Origin of the sequence: Nonomuraea maheshkhaliensis (assembly GCF_039529435.1) — a bacterium.
Lineage (GTDB): Bacteria > Actinomycetota > Actinomycetes > Streptosporangiales > Streptosporangiaceae > Nonomuraea > Nonomuraea maheshkhaliensis.
Window position 1 is genome coordinate 48,121 of sequence record NZ_BAAAMU010000061.1, and the last position, 17,239, is coordinate 65,359.

At 71.7% G+C, this 17,239-nt stretch carries 14 protein-coding genes and 1 pseudogene; 8 read left to right on the plus strand and 7 right to left on the minus strand.

What is annotated here, in order from left to right; translation table 11 throughout:
- Positions 1–192 precede the first annotated feature (192 nt).
- The 5 genes from ABFX54_RS33280 (at position 193) to ABFX54_RS33300 (ending at position 7,200) form a co-directional block, all read left to right on the plus strand.
- Positions 193–2,172: a S8 family peptidase gene (locus tag ABFX54_RS33280; RefSeq protein ID WP_346110548.1), complete on the plus strand. Its 1,980-nt coding sequence runs from the start codon at positions 193–195 to the stop codon at positions 2,170–2,172.
- A 204-nt stretch (positions 2,173–2,376) separates the two neighbouring features.
- Entirely contained in the window at positions 2,377–3,762 is a 1,386-nt protein-coding gene (locus ABFX54_RS33285; protein ID WP_346110549.1) for a S8 family peptidase, read from the plus strand.
- 133 nt (positions 3,763–3,895) lie between these two features.
- Entirely contained in the window at positions 3,896–5,251 is a 1,356-nt protein-coding gene (locus tag ABFX54_RS33290) for a S8 family peptidase (RefSeq protein WP_346110550.1), read from the plus strand.
- A gap of 66 nt (positions 5,252–5,317) precedes the next feature.
- Positions 5,318–6,514, plus strand: coding sequence for a sensor histidine kinase (locus ABFX54_RS33295; RefSeq protein WP_346110551.1), 1,197 nt, complete (start codon positions 5,318–5,320; stop codon positions 6,512–6,514).
- Positions 6,515–6,516: 2 nt separating this feature from the next.
- Positions 6,517–7,200, plus strand: a complete 684-nt coding sequence (locus tag ABFX54_RS33300) for a response regulator (protein ID WP_346110552.1) — start codon at positions 6,517–6,519, stop codon at positions 7,198–7,200.
- Here the strand turns inward: ABFX54_RS33300 and ABFX54_RS33305 are convergent.
- Positions 7,190–7,846: a DUF2306 domain-containing protein gene (locus tag ABFX54_RS33305; protein ID WP_346110553.1), complete on the minus strand. Its 657-nt coding sequence runs from the start codon at positions 7,844–7,846 to the stop codon at positions 7,190–7,192. The two genes, ABFX54_RS33300 and ABFX54_RS33305, sit on opposite strands and share 11 nt — an antisense overlap.
- A gap of 155 nt (positions 7,847–8,001) precedes the next feature.
- Between ABFX54_RS33305 and ABFX54_RS33310 the strand changes: the two genes are divergently transcribed.
- Positions 8,002–8,985 carry an NAD(P)-dependent alcohol dehydrogenase gene (locus ABFX54_RS33310; protein ID WP_346110554.1) on the plus strand — a complete coding sequence of 328 codons (984 nt, stop codon included), beginning with the start codon at positions 8,002–8,004 and terminating at the stop codon, positions 8,983–8,985.
- Between the two features lie 89 nt (positions 8,986–9,074).
- A complete protein-coding gene (gene sppA, locus ABFX54_RS33315; RefSeq protein ID WP_346110555.1) occupies positions 9,075–10,775 on the plus strand; it encodes a signal peptide peptidase SppA in 1,701 nt (566 codons plus the stop codon).
- Between the two features lie 11 nt (positions 10,776–10,786).
- On the opposite strand, the gene ABFX54_RS33320 is transcribed toward sppA, so the two are convergent.
- The 5 genes from ABFX54_RS33320 to ABFX54_RS33340 form a co-directional block, all read right to left on the minus strand.
- On the minus strand, positions 10,787–11,275 hold the full coding sequence (locus ABFX54_RS33320) for a flavin reductase family protein (protein WP_346110556.1): 489 nt from the start codon (positions 11,273–11,275) through the stop codon (positions 10,787–10,789).
- Between the two features lie 61 nt (positions 11,276–11,336).
- Positions 11,337–12,266, minus strand: a complete 930-nt coding sequence (locus ABFX54_RS33325) for an ABC transporter substrate-binding protein (RefSeq protein ID WP_346110557.1) — start codon at positions 12,264–12,266, stop codon at positions 11,337–11,339.
- Between the two features lie 38 nt (positions 12,267–12,304).
- Complete coding sequence (locus ABFX54_RS33330; RefSeq protein WP_346110558.1) at positions 12,305–12,997, minus strand: ABC transporter permease; 693 nt, start codon at positions 12,995–12,997, stop codon at positions 12,305–12,307.
- Positions 12,994–13,674, minus strand: a complete 681-nt coding sequence (locus ABFX54_RS33335) for an ABC transporter permease (protein WP_106249460.1) — start codon at positions 13,672–13,674, stop codon at positions 12,994–12,996. The genes ABFX54_RS33330 and ABFX54_RS33335 overlap by 4 nt, the downstream gene beginning before the upstream one ends.
- Positions 13,667–14,725 (minus strand): ABC transporter ATP-binding protein, encoded by a 1,059-nt coding sequence (locus ABFX54_RS33340; protein WP_346110559.1) that lies wholly within the window; start codon positions 14,723–14,725, stop codon positions 13,667–13,669. Before ABFX54_RS33340 ends, ABFX54_RS33335 begins: the two co-directional genes overlap by 8 nt.
- Before the next feature lie 340 nt (positions 14,726–15,065).
- Here ABFX54_RS33340 and ABFX54_RS33345 point away from each other — a divergent pair, with 340 nt between their 5' ends.
- A complete protein-coding gene (locus tag ABFX54_RS33345) occupies positions 15,066–16,805 on the plus strand; it encodes an RNA polymerase sigma factor (protein ID WP_346110561.1) in 1,740 nt (579 codons plus the stop codon).
- A gap of 37 nt (positions 16,806–16,842) precedes the next feature.
- Here the strand turns inward: ABFX54_RS33345 and ABFX54_RS33350 are convergent.
- Positions 16,843–17,239: pseudogene (locus ABFX54_RS33350) on the minus strand (RNA polymerase subunit sigma-70); the annotation flags it as partial.

Consider the following 17,239-nt stretch of genomic DNA (forward strand, 5'->3'; position numbering starts at 1 on the left):
GCTGGTCGGTTTCGGGCTGGTCGGTTTCGGGCTGGTCGGTTTCGGGCTGGTCGGTTTCGGGCTGAACGTTTGAGGTGCGGCGGCTGAAAGTTCCGTGAGAAACCGGCCCAGGGGCCTGTGCGTGTCGGGCAAATCGCCCTAAACTCCGAGATCATCCCCCTCGGAGGACGCGTGCGATTCCGCCCCTTGATCGTGAGTTCGATCGTTCTGGCCCTGCTGCCGCTGTCGGCTCCGGCCTACGCGGAGGACCCGACGCTCATCCCCACGCCGGGCACGTCCCAGACGCCGACGCCACCGGCCGAGGAGCCCCCTCCGGCCGAGACGCCACCGGCGGAGACCCCACCGGCCGAGGAGTCGCCGGCCGAGACGACCCCGACCGAGGAGCCGTCCGGTCCCGAGAGCAAGGTGGAAGCGGGCTTAGGCGTGGACGGCGGCACCGAACGGGCCATCGTCGAGCTCACCGACCCCGCCGAGAACGCCCCCGTCGCCACCCAGGCCGCCGCCGCGAACGTGGACGTGGTGCTGCAGCCGCTGAGCCAGTCGTTCATGGTCGTCGAGGGCACGGCGGAGGAGCTGGCCAAGCTGGCCGAGGACCCCCGGGTCTCCTCGATCCACCGCGACCGTACGTACCTGCCGGCGGACGTCTCCCCCAACCTGTCGCTGATCGGCGCCGACCAGGCGCACGCCAAGAGCTTCACCGGCGCCGGCCAGGCGGTGGCCGTGCTGGACACCGGCATCGACCCGGACCACCCGTGGTTCGCCGGCCGGATCGTGGCGCAGGCGTGCTTCTCCGCCACCGAGGAGGCCGGCGTCGAGTCGCTCTGCCCGAACGGGCAGAACAAGCAGACCGACGGTGCGGCGGCCGATGCCACCACCCCGAAGTGCCTGGCCGGCGCGGTGAACATGTGCGACCACGGCTCCCACGTGGCGGGCATCGCGGCCGGCACCGGCGGTGTGGCGCCCGGCGCGAACATCGTGGCGGTGCAGGTGTTCAGCCGGATCAACGACGAGGAGCTCTGCGGCGAGCCGTCGTGCCTGATGGCGTACGAGTCGTCGCTGCGCGAGGCGCTGGACTACGTCGGGACGCTGAACCAGCCGATCGCCGCGGTCAACCTCAGCCTGGGCGGCATGCTGTACGAGTCGAACTGCGACGGGACCGAGGAGGGCGCGGTCTTCAAGGAGAAGATCGACGCGCTGCTGGCCAAGAACATCGCGACCGTGGTGGCGGCGGGCAACGAGTTCTTCGACGGCGTCTCCCATCCGGCCTGCGTCTCCTCGGCGGTCGCCGTCGGCGCCAACGACAACTCCGACGCCGTCGCCGACTTCTCCAACCGCGGCCCGCTGCTCGACCTGTTCGCGCCCGGCGTGGACATCGAGTCGTCGGTGCCGGACAACGCCACGACCGTCTACAGCGGCACCTCGATGGCGACCCCGCACGTGGCCGGCGCGCTGGCGCTGATGAAGGCGGCCACGCCGGACGTCCCGATGACCGAGCTGATCGAGAAGCTGAAGAGCACGGGCCGCCCGTACGTGTACGACTCCAACGGCGCCCAGGTCACGACGCCCCGCCTGGACCTGGCGGCGGCCCTGGCCGGGACGGCGCAGCAGCCGCCCATCACGCAGTCCCCGACGCAGCCGGGCCCCGGCGACACCAGCGGCCCCAGCCCCGAGCCGGAGGACTCGTCGAACCCCGACCCGGGCACCGAGCCTGAGCCCGAGCCCACGTCGTCGGTCAGCCCGGTCCCGCTGCCGACGGTCACGGTCACGGTGACCGTCACCCACACGGCGTCACCGGTGTCAGCGGTGTGCACGCGCGGCACGGCGGCCAAGAAGCTGACGGCCAAGAAGTGGGCGATCGAGCTGCACCGCAGCACCGGCTCCATCCCGGACGCCACGCTCACCTGCTATCTGAAGCTGATCGGCAAGTCCAGCAAGGTGTTCCCCGAGCTGACGAAGGCGTCGTCGCTGGGCAAGGCGTACCGCGTGCTGAAGAACGGCAAGACCGGCAAGGCCAAGCTCGACGGCGCGCTGCTGACGGCCTGGCTGAACTGGGCGCACGGCACGAACGGCACCACGTCGCTGACGGCCGGCGAGAAGGTGCGGCTCAGCGCCAAGCCGTCCGCGGCGGCGCTGAAGAAGGCGACGAAGAACGTCCTCAAATCCGGCAAATAGCCGGGAAAAACGATAAATCAAGAGAGGGCCGGTCGAATCTGACCGGCCCTCTCTCGTCTCGCTCTTCAAGGCAAAAAAGCCTCCAACGTTTCTCTGGGCTACATACGTCACTGACATCACACTTGTCACACGGGGGGATGTAAACGGCTGTACGCAGCCGGAAGCCGGAAAAATGCTTCACGGCTCCAGCCCCGGGAGGAAAAAGTGAGGCTACGGTCTCTGTTCACCGGCGTCCTGACGCTGTCCGTGACATCAGCCGTGCTCTGGACCGCTCCGGCACTGCAAGCCGACTCCGCCGACACCGGCGATCCGATCATCAGCCCGGCGCTCGTCTCGGAGATCCAGAAGAAGAACAAGGTCCGCTCCATCATCCAGCTCAAACCAGGCCAGAGCGTCCAGGCCGTGGCCAATGACCTGGAGATGGCCTCCGAGGGCGGCCGGGTGCTGGAGGCGGCGCAGTCGCCGCACTTCTTCGTGGCCGAGGTGGACGACAGGACGCTGGCCAAGCTGAAGAAGGACAACCGGGTCAAGGCCGTCTACAAGGACGAGCTGAGCGCGCCCAACCTCGACGTCAGCACCACCGTGATCCGCTCGGACCGGGCCAACCGGGCCGGCTGGAACGGCACCGGCACCACGGTCGCCGTGCTCGACACCGGGATCGACCGCGACCACCCGTTCTTCGCCGGCCGGATCGCGGACGAGGCCTGCTTCTCCTCCTCCGACGCGAGTGACGGCACGGTCTCGCTCTGCCCGAACAACCAGCCCAGCCAGACCGGGCCGGGCGCGGCCGACGTCGAGACGCCGCAGTGCACCGTGGACGGCGCGAACGTCTGCTCGCACGGGACGCACGTGGCGGGCATCGCGGCGGGCCGGCTGACCGCGGGAGCGCCGGCCAACGGCGTCGCCCCCGAGGCCCGCCTGCTGCCCATCCAGGTCTTCAGCCGCGTGGACGACCCGCTGACCTGCGGCGTCGGCCCCACGCCGTGCTTCCTCAGCTACACCTCGGACCAGAAGCTGGCGCTTGAATACGTGGCCAGGGTGGCGCGGACGCACAACGTCGCGGCGGTGAACATGAGCCTCGGGGGCGGGCGGGCGTACGCGGAGGCGTGCGACACCGACCCGAGCGCGGGGGCGGTCAAGCCGGAGTTCGACGCGCTGGTGGGCCTGGGCGTGGCCCCGGTGGTGGCGGCGGGCAACAGCGGCTGGGAGAACGGCGTCTCCGCGCCCGCCTGCGTCTCCACCGCGATCGCGGTCGGCGCCACGGACGACTCCGACGCGCTCGCCTCGTTCACCAACCGAGGGCCGCTGCTCGACCTGTTCGCGCCCGGGGTGGCCATCCGCTCCTCGGTGCCCGACGACGCCTACGGCGACAAGAACGGCACCTCGATGGCCGCGCCGCACGTGGCGGGGGCGTTCGCGCTGATGCGGCAGGCGTTCCCGAACAACACGGTCGAGCAGAGCCTGCAGCGGCTGCGCGACACCGGCGCCCAGATCCGGTTCAACGCCGCGGGCACCCAGGTGACCACGGCGCGCATCGACGTGGAGCGGGCCACCGCCGGCGCCACCCCCGCCACCAACCCGCAGGTCTGATCACGCGCATTCCCGGGCCGGGCGGGACGACCGTCCGGCCTTTCGCGCGAAAACCCACCTTTCCCTCTGACCCCACTAGTTGAATTACTACACTTCTCCCGACAACTCCCCCCGAACCCCTCCGGAGGAACGGTTGAGACTCTCGTCTCTGCTGGCCGGCGCCATCGCGCTGGCCGCCACCTCGGCGACGCTCATCGCGACGCCCGCCCTGGCCGACCCCGAGTCCAAGATCGACCCCGCGATCACCGCGAGCGGCGAGCACCGCGCCATCGTGCACGTGAACCGGGCCGCCCAGGTGCAGGCCGTGCAGTCCAGCGCCGAGGCGGTCAAGCGGGACAGGAAGAACGTGGAGGCCCAGCCGCCCTCCGAGATCGCCGCCAAGCTCGACTTCTTCGTCTACCGCGGCACCCGCGCCGAGCTGGAGCAGATCGCCGGGCAGTCGGACGTCGTCTCGATCCGCAAGGACAAGCTCAACGAGCCCACGCTGGTGCAGAGCATCCCGCTGATCGGCGCGGACCGGGCGCAGCGCTCCGGCTTCACCGGCAAGGGCACCGCCGTGGCCATCCTGGACTCCGGCATCGACAACGACCACCCCGCCTTCGCCGGCCGCGTCGTGGCCCAGGCGTGCTTCTCGGCCGCCGACCCCGTCGACGGCTCCACCCCGCTGTGCCCGAACGGCAGTCAGTTCCAGATCGGCGACGGCGCGGCCGACGCGGAGAGCACCGCGTGCACGACGGGCGCCCCGCAGCCGCAGTACGGCCTCTGCTACCACGGCACCCACGTGGCCGGGATCGCGGCCGGTCGGCGGACGGCCGAGTTCGCCGCCGACGGCGTCGCCCCCAAGGCCAGGATCGTGCCGGTCCAGGTGTTCAGCCGCTTCGACAACTCCCCGTACTGCGCCGGACGTCCCGTCTGCATCCTGGCCTACGACTCCTCCATCCTGACCGGCATGGCCTACGCCGACCTGCTGGCCGACCAGTACAACATCGCCGCGGTCAACCTGAGCCTGGGCGGCGGCAAGTACGACGTGGCCTGCGACGAGGGCGACGGGGCCGACTTCAAGGCCGAGGTGGACAAGCTCATGGCCAAGGGCGCCGCGACCGTCGTGGCCTCGGGCAACGACGGCTTCGACGACGCGGTGTCGTGGCCCGCGTGCGTCTCGAACACGGTCGCGGTGGGCGCCACGGACAAGCAGGACGCGGTGGCGGCCTTCTCCAACAGGGGCGCGCTGCTGGACGTGTTCGCGCCGGGAGTCGCGATCACCGCGGCCATCGCCGGGAACACGTACGCGTCGCTGAACGGCACCTCGATGGCCACCCCGCACGTCACGGGCGCGCTGGCGGTGCTGCGCCAGAAGCGGCGCACCGCCTCGGTCGACCAGCTCGTGTCCGCGCTGCGGCGCACCGGCAAGCCGATCGCCTACACCAGCGCCGGCACGGAGGTCACCACGCCGCGGATCGACGTCTGGGCGGCACTGCGCGCCAGGTAGCCACCGCCGGCCCGGCGCGGGCGCTCCCCCGCGCCGGGCCGGGGCCCGCTCTCGTACGATGAGGGCGTGCACGGCCTCCTCCGCTCCGTGTGGGACGAGCCCCGTCCGCCCGGCGCCCCGCGCAGGGTGTGGCGCGACTGGGCGCTCACCGGGCTGTTCGCGCTGGCCGTCGTGCTCGAAGGCACCCTGCGGACGGACCTGCTGTGGCGGCCGCTCTCGATCGTCTATCCGCTGGTCATGCTGCCGACCCTGTTATGGCGGCGCACCCATCCACTGGCCTGCCTGGCGGTCCCCGTCATCGTCACGGGCCTGATCCAGAACGTCACCGGCGCCGACCCGGCCGAGATGGGCTCGGTGGCCTACATGGTGATCCTGCTCTACGCGCTGTCCCGGTGGGGGTCCGGGCGGGAGATGACGCTCGGGCTGGGGCTGATCACCGCCGCGGTGACCACGTCCACGCTCACCGGGCAGGTCGCCACGGTCCCCGGGCAGCTCGCCGCCTCCGACGTCATCGGCGCCTTCACCGTCGTGTTCGCCGCGTTCGCCCTGGGCGGCGCCTTCCGCTACCGCGCCAGGGCCAGGGCGCGCGAGCTCGACCAGGTCAAACTGCTCGAACGCGAGCAACTGGCCCGCGACCTGCACGACACCGTCGCCCATCACGTCTCGGCCATGGCCATCCGCGCCCAGGCCGGCATCGCGACCGCCGCCACGCATCCGAACGCCGCCGTGGACGCGCTGCGCGTGATCGAGGCCGAGGCGTCGCGCACGCTCGCCGAGATGCGGGCCATGGTGCGCGTCCTGCGCCGCGACCGGACGCCGGGAAGCGGGGACATGCCCGAGCTGGCCCCCAACCCCCACCTCGCCGACCTCCAGCAGCTCGCCGGGCGGCCCAAGGTCGGTCCCGCCGTGGAGGTGCTGATCGACGGCGACCTCGACGGCGTGCCGCCTTCGGTCGGCGCCGCCGTCTACCGCATCGCCCAGGAGTCGGTCACCAACGCCCGCCGCCATGCCCGGCACGCCACCAGGATCGAGGTCAGGGTCGCCGCCGACGACGACTCCGTACGGCTGCGGGTGAGCGACGACGGCGACAGCACCGCCACCAGGCCCACACCTTCACCCGGGTACGGGCTGCTCGGCATGATCGAACGCGCCGACCTGCTCGGCGGCACCTGCGAGGCCGGCCCCAACCCGGGGCGCGGCTGGACCGTGACCGCCGTCCTGCCCAGGACCCCGAAGCACGACGTCTCCCCGAGGAGCACATGAGCATGAGCGCGACCGGCGACCCCGCGGACGCCCCCATCCGGGTGGTCGTCGCCGACGACCAGGAGATCGCCCGCACCGGGCTCAGGATGATCCTCGACGCCCAGCCGGACATCGAGGTCGTCGCCGAGGCGGGCGACGGCCGCCGGGCCGTCGAGCTGGCCAGGCGGTTACGTCCTGACGTGTGCCTGTTCGACATCCGCATGCCCCGCTGCGACGGCATCGAGGCCACCCGCCTCCTGGCCGGGCCCGACGTGGCCGACCCGATGGCCGTCGTCGTCATCACCACGTTCGACCTGGACGAGTACGTCTACGCGGCGCTCCAGGCGGGCGCCCGCGGGTTCCTGCTCAAGGACGCCGGCCCCGACCTGCTCGGCCAGGCGATCCGCGCCGCCGCCAGGGGTGACGCGCTCATCGCCCCGAGCATCACCGCCCGGCTGCTGTCGGCCTTCGCCGGCGCCGCTCCCTCCGGGCCGCGCGTGCAGCCGATCGAGCCGCTCACCGACCGGGAGGAGCAGATCCTGGTGACGGTGGCGCGCGGGCGGACCAACAGCGAGATCGCCGACGAGCTGCACATCTCGCTGAGCACGGTCAAGAGCCACGTCGCGAGCCTGATGACCAAGCTCGGGGTGCGTAACCGGGTCGAGATCGCCATGTGGGCGTACGAGACCGACCGCGTCAAGGGCTGACCGGCGACGGGAGCCGCCTGGATCCACGGCGGCGGCGGATGATCCACTCGGCCACCGCGAGGTTGATCACCCAGCTCGCCCCGAGGAGCAGCGCCCGGGTGACGTCGCCTGGCGGGCCGGCGAAGGCCAGCCACAGGCCCTGGGTCAGCGCCTGCGTGCCGGCGCCGAGGCCGATCGCGTACGCGCGGGCCATCCAGGCGCGGTGCCGGCGCACCTCGCGCCGCCGGATGGCGCGGAAGCCGAGCACGAGGGCGGCGAGCATGCCCGAGCCGAACACCAGCCGGAACCAGGCGAGCAGCCCCTCGTCCGCCGGCGGCACCTCGGAGAACAACGTCATCCACAGCCCCGACAGCGCCGCCAGCAGCCCGGCCACCACCAGCAGCCGCCCCGCCGCGCGGTGCCATCGGGGCCTGCGCGCCCGCAGCCCGGGGACGAACTGGAAGGCGCCGAGCACGGTGTAGAGGGTGACGGCCACGATGTGCACGGCCACGGGGGCGGGAAAGGTGAGGAAGCGGGCGTTGGCCGGGGTGATCGCGGCGCCGCTCACGATCTCGTTCATGCGGATGGCGCCGGCCAGCACGGGGACGGCACTGAGCGCGATCAACCCCGTGGGCGCGAGCCATCCGGATCTCCGGTTCCTGAGCATGCCTCGATGGTGAGCGCCGGACCCGCCCCCGCTCATCGGCCCTGAGACCCCTTCCCCATGGGCCGATCAGCCGGTCGAGAGCTCGTACTTTCGGCTGTTCCGCCGGCCCGCGATCGCCGCACACACTGAGGGCCCGCCAACGGAAGGAAGGCATCATGAAGGCGTTCGTCCTCCGCTCGTACGGCTCCCCCGACGTCCTCCGGCTCACCGACGTCGACACCCCCGCCCCCGGCCCGCACGAGGTCCTGATCCGGATCCGCGCCACCTCGGTGCAGCCCTGGGACTGGCACGGCATGCGCGGCGAGCCGTACGTCGCCCGCGTCATGCCCGGCGGCCTCGGGCTGCGGCCGAAGAAGACCATCCTGGGCGCGGACGTGGCCGGGGTGGTGGAGGCGGTCGGCGAGCGGGTGACCGAGCACGCCCCCGGCGACGAGGTGTTCGCCATGCCCGAGGGCGGCGGGTTCGCCGAGTACGTCAGCGTCCCCGAGCACCAGGTGGCGCCCAAGCCGCGGAACCTGTCGTTCGAGCAGGCCGCGGCGGTGCCCCTGGCCGCCTGCACGGCCCTGCTCGCCGTGCGCGACGACGCCAAGGTCGGGCCGGGCCAGCGGGTCCTGGTCAACGGGGCCTCGGGCGGCGTCGGCACGTTCGCGGTGCAGCTCGCCAAGGCGTACGGGGCGCACGTCACCGGCGTGTGCAGCACCCGCCACGTGGACCTGGTCAGGTCGCTCGGGGCGGACGAGGTGATCGACTACACCAAGGAGGACTTCACCCGGATGGGGCCGCCGTACGACGCGATCCTCTACGTGGCGGGCAACCGCTCGTTCGCCGAGTGCCGGCGGGTGCTCAAGCGCAAGGGCGTCTGCGTCATGCTCGGCGCGGCGGCGGGCCGGTGGGTGCAGCCGGCCGGGCGCATGTTCACGATGGTCGCGGCGTCGATGTTCGCCTCGCAGAAGGCGGTGGTGACCCAGGTGATCGGCAGCGCCGAGAACCGGCGCAACCTGCGGGAGCTGACCGAGCTCATCGAGAGCGGCCAGGTCACGCCGGTCGTCGATCGCGCGTACGCGTTCGCCGACACCGTGGAGGCGGTCAGGTACCAGGAGGAGGGGCATGCCTCCGGGAAGGTCGTCATCACGATATGACAGGTGCGGGCGGGGACTTCCCGCCCGCCGGACGACCTCGGTTCGTCGGGCGGAACGTTTTTCGAAATGTGTCGCTTAGGGTGGCTTCTATGGACGCAGGCAAGGCGATCTTCGAAACCGTCGGCAAGCTCCGCCAGCGGCGCACGGCCCCGCTGGTGCTGGAGCTCGACCTCACAGAGGGCCTCACGGAAGGCCCGCCGGCGGATCCGGTCGCCGCGTTGCTGTCCATGCGCAAGCCCCGCCTGGCCGACGTCCTGTCGGGCCTGCGCCGGGCCAGGCAGGACCCGCGCGTCAAGGCGCTCGTGGTGAAGATCGGCGGCAATCCGCTGGGCCTGGCCATGGTGCAGGAGCTGCGCCAGGCCGTGATCCACTTCCGCGCCTCGGGCAAGCTGACCGTCGCCTTCGGCGAGACGTTCGGCGAGTTCGGAGGCGGCACCGTCCCCTACTACCTGGCCAGTGCCTTCGAGCGCCTCTACCTGCAGCCCAGCGGCGACGTCGGGCTGACCGGGGTGGCCGTGGAGCAGCGCTTCGTCAAGGGCGCGCTGGGCAAGCTGGGCATCGGCTACGAGGTCGGCCAGCGGCACGAGTACAAAACGGCCGCCAACACCTTCACCCAGGACCGCATGACCGAGCCGCACCGCGAGTCCATGGGCCGCATCGTGGAGTCGATCACCGAGAGCCTCGTCGCGGGCATCGCCGACAGCCGCAGGCTCGACCCGGGCAAGGTGCGCGAGCTGATCGACCGGGGCCCGTTCACGGCCACCGAGGCGCACGAGGCCGGGCTGGTCGACGGGCTGGCCTACCGGGACGAGGTCTACGACGAGGTCAAGCGGGCCGCGGGCGACGAGGCCCACCTGCTGTACGTCGCCCGCTACGCCCGTGGCGCGGCCGTACGCAAGCTGCCCAACCCCACGGCCGACGGGGTCGCGCTCGTGCACGCCACCGGCATGATCAGGACCGGTCGCAGCGGGCGCAGCCCGCTCGGCGGGGGCGGGGCCATGGGCTCCGACACGATCAGCGCCGCGCTGCGCGCCGCCAGGCGCGACGAGCACGTCAAGGCCGTGGTGTTCCGGGTCGACAGCCCCGGCGGCTCCTACGTGGCCAGCGACACGGTCTGGCGCGAGGTCACGCTGCTGCGCGAGGTCAAGCCGGTCATCGTGTCGATGGGCGACCTGGCGGCCTCCGGCGGCTACTTCATCTCGATGGCCGCCGACGTGATCATCGCCCAGCCGGGCACGCTGACCGGCTCGATCGGCGTCTACGGCGGCAAGCCCGTCCTGTCGGAGCTGCTGGAGAAGCTGGGCGTCACCTCGGAGATGGTGGCCGAGGGCGCCAACGCCGGCATGTTCTCCACCTCGCGCGGCTTCTCCACCGAGCAGTGGGAGCGGGTCAACGCCTGGCTCGACCGCATCTATGACGACTTCACCGGCAAGGTGGCCACGAGCCGCAACCTGAGCCGCGAGCGCACCCACGAGCTGGCCAGGGGTCGGGTCTGGACCGGCGCGGACGCGCGGGCCAACGGCCTGGTCGACGAGCTGGGCGGGCTGGAGGACGCGCTGGCCCTGGCGCGCAAGCGGGCCGGGCTGGCCGACGACGCCCCCGTGCGCTCCTACCCCAGGCTCAACGTGGTCGAGCGGCTGCGCGGGCCCGACTCCAGCGAGGACAAGTCGGCCGCGCTGGCCAGGATCCGGCTGGACGCCTGGGGGCCGCTGGCCCGCCTGTCGGCCGAGCTGGGCCTGCCCGCCGCCGGCGGCCCGCTGCTCCTGCCGTCCTGGTACGTCATCCGCTGAGCCCGCGGGCGTCAGGTGGCCGAGCGGTAGCGGCCGCGTACGCGTACCAGCGGCTGAAGTGACGGATCGACGTAACTGACGTCCAGGACGGCGGCGACGAAGACCGTGTGATCCCCGGCCGGGACCACCCTGGTGGTCTCGGCCTCGATCGCGGCCACCCCGCCCTCGATCACCAGCGCCTCCGTGTGCTCCCCCCGATGGTGCGGCGTGCCGGCCACCAGCAGCCGGGCGCTGGGCCGTCCGGCGGTGGCGAAACGGCTGGCCACGGCCGCCTGCCCCGACGACAGCAGGGAGGCGGCCCAGCGGTCCTGCCGGAGCAGGACCTCGGTGAGGTAGCCCGCGGAGGCCAGGCTGACCAGCACCAGCGCAGGCTCCAGCGAGACCGACATCAGCGCGGTCACGGTGGTGCCGATGTCGTCGCGCCCGTCGCGCGCGGTCACGACCGCCACCCCGGCGGCGAGCTGAGCCATCGCCTCGGTGAAGCTCTCGGGGGAACTCATCGGACGGGTCCGGGCGACAGGGCGTGAGGGCCCGTGCGGGCCCTCACGCGCGCGGCGGGGGTCAGCCCAGGCCGTTGGAGGTCAGCCATTCCTTGGCCACGGTCGCGGGCTCGTCCTTGTTGACGGAGATCTTCTGCATCATCTCCAGCAGGGACTCGGTCGTCAGCTTGGCCGAGATGCCGTTCAGGGTCGTCCTGATCGTGTCGTCGGCGGAGGACTTGTGCAGCAGCGGGATCACGTTCTGGGCGGCGAAGATGTTCTTGGTGTCCTGGAGGGGGACCAGGTTGTTCGCCGTCATCTTGGGGTCGGTGGTGAAGATGTTGCCGACCTGGATGGAGCCGTCCTTGAGGGCGTCGGCCGTGGTCGGCCCGGTGGGCTTCCACTCCTTGAACTCCAGGCCGTAGACGTCCTTGAAGCGGGCCTCCCAGCGCTTCTTGAACTCGGGCGGAGCGCCGACGATCATGTCCTTCGAGACCTTGGCCAGGTCCTCGATGGTGTTCAGCGACTGCTTGGTCTGGGTGTCCTTGGTGACCGAGAGGCTGTCCTTGTCCTCGGCGGGCGAGGAGTCGAGCACCTCCAGCTCGGCCGGCAGCTTCGACTTCAGCGCCGCGTTCACCTCGTCGGTGGTCACGGCGGTGTCCTTCTGGTCCACGAACGCGAGCAGGTTGCCGTTGTACTCCGGCACCACGGTCAAGCCGCCACCCTTGACCTGGTCGTAGACGACCTCACGGCTGCCGATGCGCGGCTTCTCCTCCACCTGCACGCCCTTGGCCTCCAGCGCCTGGGCGTAGATCGAGGCCAGCAGCACGCTCTCGTCGAAGTCGAAGGAGCCGATGACGGCCTTACCTCCAGCGCCCGAAGCCGAGCCGGTGGGGGCCGCGCTCGTCGTGTCGAGCGGGTTGCCCCCGGTGCCGCCGCTGCCGCCACCACAGGCGGACAGCGCGAGCATCGCCGAGAGGAGCACCCCCACGATGCCGTACTTGCGTCTCATGTTGCATAACCCTTCTAAGCGGGAGGTAATACGGGAGATTATCGGACCTTCAGCCGCTGGCTCACCCCCGGTGAGACCGCCACCCTCTGCGCGAGCGCGAACAAGAGCTGCACCACCAGTGCGAACAGCACAATCAGTACTGAACCCCCGACGACGCTCGCGTAATCCTTGGTCGCGAAACCGTCGATGACATACCGGCCGAGACCGCCCAGGCCCGTGTAGGAGGCGACGGTGGTGGTGGCCACGACCTGGATCGCCGACAGGCGGCAGCCGAGCAGGATCAGCGGCAGCGCCACGGGGACCAGCACCCGGCCGAGGACCTGGCCGCCGCGCAGCCCCATCCCGTACGCGGCGTCACGCAGCTCGGGATCGACTCCCTTGACGCCTTCATAGGTGTTGACCAGGATCGGCGGCACCGACAGCAGCACCAGCGGAATGATCACCGGCCAGATCGAGGCCGTGCCCAGCAGCAGCACGAACATCACCAGCAGCCCCAGCGTGGGCAGCGCCCTGGCCAGGTTCGCCGAGATGACCACGAGCACCTCGCCCCGGCCGGTGTGCCCGATCGCCAGGCCGAGCGGCACGGCGATCAGCACGGCCAGCAGCAGCGCCAGGGCCGAGAACTCCAGGTGCTCAAGCAGCCGCGCGGGGATGCCGCCGGGCCCGGCCCAGTTGTCCCCGTTGCCGAAGAACTCGACGAGCCAGGCGAAGAAGGAGGTCAGCCAGTTCATGACGCCGTCCCCTTCCTGGCTCGCACCCAGGGCGTGAGCAGCCGCTGGGCCAGGACCAGCAGCCCGTCCGCGACCAGCGCCAGCGCCACGATGAGCACGATGCCGACGATCACCGGCGGCATGAACGGGTTCTGGTAGGCCCGGGTGAACAGCCCGCCGAGCCCGCCCTGCCCGATCAGCGCCCCCACGCTGACCAGGCTGATGCTGGAGACCGCGACCACCCGCATCCCGGCCAGCACCACCGGCACCGCGATCGGCAGCTCGACCTGCAGCAGCCGGCGCAGCGGCGTGAAGCCCATGGCCACGGCCGACTGGCGGACGTGGTCGGGCACCGAGTTGAGCCCGTCCACCACGGCGGGGATCAGCACCGCCATGCCGTAGAAGGTCAGCGGGATGATCACCGTGGTCTGCGAGAGCCCGGTCACCGAGATCAGCAGCATGAAGACGGGCAGCGACGGGAGCGCGTACACGACGTTCATGAAGCCCGAGGTGGGCTGGTAGAGCCAGCGCCAGCGCACGCAGGCCAGGCCCAGCGGCAGCGCCAGGACGAGCGCGAGCACGATCGGCACGAGCGACATCGTGAGGTGGTCGGTCAGCAGGTTGCTGATGCTGTCGACCCGCCCGGTGTCCCAGTTGCGCCCGATCCACTCCCAGATGGAAGGAGGGCCGTCACCCATCTGCGGCCTCCGCCAGCGCCGCGTCCAGCGCCTCCCTGGTGGCCACGCCGACGACCTTGCCATCGCCGTTCACGGCGACGGCGCAGCCGGACGGCGACAGCAGCGCGGCGTCGAGGGCCGCGCGCATGCTGTCGCGGCCGTGCACGTAGGTCCCGTACGGCTCCAGCTCGGACGGCCGCGCGCCGGAGCGCCAGCCCACCGGCCGGCCGTCACCGGTCACGACCAGCAGCCACGGCTCTGCCGCACCGTCTCCAGAGCCTTCCGTCACGGTCAGGTCGGTACGGATCCGCAGCCCCTCGGTGGAGACGAACTGCAGCCGCCTGATCCCCCGGTCGTGGCCCAGGAACTCGCGGACGAAGTCGTCGGCCGGCTCCGACAGCAGCGTCTTGGGATCGGCCAGCTGCGCCAGCTTGCCGCCCACCCGCAGCACCGCCACCCGGTCGCCGAGCTTGATGGCCTCGTCGATGTCGTGGGTGACGAAGACGATCGTCTTGTTCAGCTCGCCCTGCAGCCGCAGCAGCTCGTCCTGGAGGCTCGTGCGCACGATGGGGTCGACCGCGCTGAACGGCTCGTCCATGAGCAGCACGGGCGGATCGGCGGCCAGGGCCCTGGCCACGCCCACGCGCTGCTGCTGACCGCCCGAGAGCTGGAACGGATAGCGGGAGGCGAAGGCCGGGTCGAGCCCGACCCGCTCCAGCAGCTCCATGGCCCGCGCGCGGGCCTTCTTGCGGTCCCAGCCGAGCAGGTAGGGGACGGTGGCGACATTGTCGACGATCTTCCGGTGGGGGAAGAGGCCGGCCTGCTGGATGACGTAGCCGATGCCCCGCCGCAGCGTCGGCGGGTCGATGCTCTGGACCGGCTCGCCGTCGAGGAGGATCCGGCCCTCGGTGGCGTCGATCATGCGGTTGATCATCCGCAGGGACGTGGTCTTGCCGCACCCGGACGGGCCGACGAACACGGTGATCTCGCCGGTGGGCGCCTCAAGGCTGAGGTGGTCCACGGCGACCGTTCCGTCCGGATAACGTTTGGTGACAGAGTCGAATGTGATCACGCGCGAACTCTCGCTTCGGGCTTCGGTGGCAGGGCCGCAGCCCCCCTGCCACGACCGCCGCATGATCTCTTGACCCCACACCCTACGGCGATATGCAGGACTCTGTCCCCCCGGGTATTCCTTAAACGCTTCACTTGGGGCTGTCAATGACCTGGGATATTCACACTAAATCCGGATCTGGTAGTGCGCCGGACCACGAGGGTTGGCATGATTACCCTGACCATTCCTGACGCATCAGTCCACAAGACGCTGACGCGCCCCCTCACCCCCAGAGTCCGCACACTGCAAGAGGACCGGCCCCGTGTCTCAGCCGCTCACCGATCAGCGCCAGCGCGCAGAGTTGATCGCAGAGCTCTACGACCGCTACGCCGCCGGGCTGTTCGCGTACTGCGCGGACCAGCTCGGCGACCTCGGCTCTGCGTCCGACGTCCTGGTCACCGTGCTCACCAGCGTTCCGGCCACCGTGCCTCCCCGCGCCGCCATCTACGCCTTCGCCCGCCGCGAGATCCACCGGCGCAACATCACCTACTCCCCGCCCGCCGTCGATCCCCTCATCGACCCGGCCACCGCGCTCGTCGAGCGCTCCCTGCGCGAGCTGCGCCCCCACCACCGCGAGGTGCTCGTCCTGTGCGCCGTGTGCGGGCTGAGCAAGTCCGAGCTGGCCTGGGTGCTGGACGTGGCCCCCGACACCGCCGAGGAACTGGCCGTGGGCGCGGGGCACCGGTTCAGGCGGGCGCTGGGATCGGCGCTCGCCTCGGCCGGGGCCCGCCTGCCCAAGCCGGTGGCCGACGTCTTCGGCGCGCTGAAGGTCGCGCCGCTGAACGACGTGCTCGGCCGGCTCCCCTGGCCGCAGCCGCCCGGTGCCGTACGCATCCACTTCGCCGGCTCGCGTACGGCGGCGCCAGGACCCATGTTCGTCAAGCCGCGCTGGCCCAGCCCGCCCGTCTGGCCGCAGCCGCTGGCCGAGGCGGACCCGGCGACCAGCACGGTGATCTTCCCTCAGGAGCTGCTGACGCCTCCCGCCTCGTCGCGGGTCTCGCCGCTCGAAGAGACCACGACCCCGATGCCCAAGCTCTACGGGCGGCGCACGCCTGGCGGCGACCTGCCGCTGCGCGACCCGCTGGGCTCCACCCGGCCCTTCAGGGACGTGCTGGACTCGCCGGGCATCTTCGGGGACGCCCTGTCCGACAACCGGCCGTCCGACAACCGGCCGTCCGACAACCGGCGATCTGAGAACCGGCTGTCGGGGAACCGGCCGTCGGCGCCGGGTGCCGGGACGCCTGTGCCGGAGCGGCCGTTCTTCATGGCGCCGCCGGAGGCGTCGGCGGCCGATCCGTTCGCGACCGGGGACGTGATCCTGCCCAAGGACGCGCCCGATCCGTACATGACCGGCGACGTCCTCGTGCACAGCGAGCGGCTCGCGCCCCAGCCGGCGGAGTTCCGGCAGCCGCCGGCGCCGATGCTCCAGCGGACGTCACCGCCCGATGAGGCGGCGCCGCTGTTCCAGCCGCGGCCGAAGCCGGCCACCGGCCGGGCCGCCGAACCCGCCATCCGGCCCGCTTCCGGGCCCGCCGAGTGGCCCGGCGACGTGCTCTCTGACGAGCCCCCTCTGGGGTTCGCCCGGGGGCCCGCCGCCAAGCCCGCCGACAAGCTCGTCTCCAGGTCCGCCGACGGGCCGCCCGCCGCACGTTCCGCCGCCGGACCCGGCCTCAGGCCCGTCGCCAAGCCCGAGGCCCGGCCCGCTGCCAAGCCCGCCACCAGATCCGGTGCCAAGCCGGGCGCCAAGCCCAGTGGCAAGCCCGGCGCCAAGCCCGCGGAAGAGCCCGTCTACCGGCTGCCCGGCCGGCGGGACGAGCCCGGGCGCGAGACCCCCAAGCGGCCGGATTCGCTGCTGGCCCCGCGCCCGGTGCGGGCCCGTCCCGTCCCCAAGCGGCGGCCCGACGACGGCCGCCCGCCGAAGATGGTCCGCCGCAAGAAGGATCACCACTACGACTGGATCTGGGAGGCCGTCGGCTTCCTGCTCTGCGTCGCCATCGCGATGATCGTCTTCTTCTCCATGCCGATCTTCACCAGCCCCTGACCCCCTCGCGGGGGCCAGGGGCCCGGCAGAGGTCACGTCAGTGGGGTCGCGTCAGGGCGGCCACGTCGAGCCGGCCCACCCGGGCTGGGTCGGCCAGGATGTCGATGGACCTGATCCGGCCGTCCACGACCGTGAGCACCCCGACGGTGAACGCCGTGCCGTTTCTGGCGAGCAGCACGCCCGCGGCGCCGTTCACCAGCACGGGGAACGCGTAGTCGGACATTTTGCTGAACATGACGGCCTGCTCGGCCACGGTGATCGCGCCGCGCAGCTCGCTCCACGGCATGGCCGCCGCCGGACCGGAGTCGGCGCGCAGCTCCACGTCGGGGTGCAGCACCGCGACGAGCGCCTCGAAGTCGCCGTCCCGCGCCGCCGCCAGGAACGCGTCCACCGCCGCCCGCTGGCGCGCCAGGTCCGGGTCGGGCCGCTCGGCG

Bases quoted from the DNA above. Each gene is read 5' to 3' on its own strand.
- ABFX54_RS33330 (WP_346110558.1), bottom strand. From the start codon at position 12,997: ATGAACTGGCTGACCTCCTTCTTCGCCTGGCTCGTCGAGTTCTTCGGC.
- ABFX54_RS33305 (WP_346110553.1), bottom strand. From the start codon at position 7,846: ATGCTCAGGAACCGGAGATCCGGATGGCTCGCGCCCACGGGGTTGATC.
- ABFX54_RS33300 (WP_346110552.1), top strand. From the start codon at position 6,517: ATGAGCGCGACCGGCGACCCCGCGGACGCCCCCATCCGGGTGGTCGTC.
- ABFX54_RS33335 (WP_106249460.1), bottom strand. From the start codon at position 13,674: ATGGGTGACGGCCCTCCTTCCATCTGGGAGTGGATCGGGCGCAACTGG.
- ABFX54_RS33325 (WP_346110557.1), bottom strand. From the start codon at position 12,266: ATGAGACGCAAGTACGGCATCGTGGGGGTGCTCCTCTCGGCGATGCTC.
- ABFX54_RS33320 (WP_346110556.1), bottom strand. From the start codon at position 11,275: ATGAGTTCCCCCGAGAGCTTCACCGAGGCGATGGCTCAGCTCGCCGCC.
- ABFX54_RS33310 (WP_346110554.1), top strand. From the start codon at position 8,002: ATGAAGGCGTTCGTCCTCCGCTCGTACGGCTCCCCCGACGTCCTCCGG.
- sppA (WP_346110555.1), top strand. From the start codon at position 9,075: ATGGACGCAGGCAAGGCGATCTTCGAAACCGTCGGCAAGCTCCGCCAG.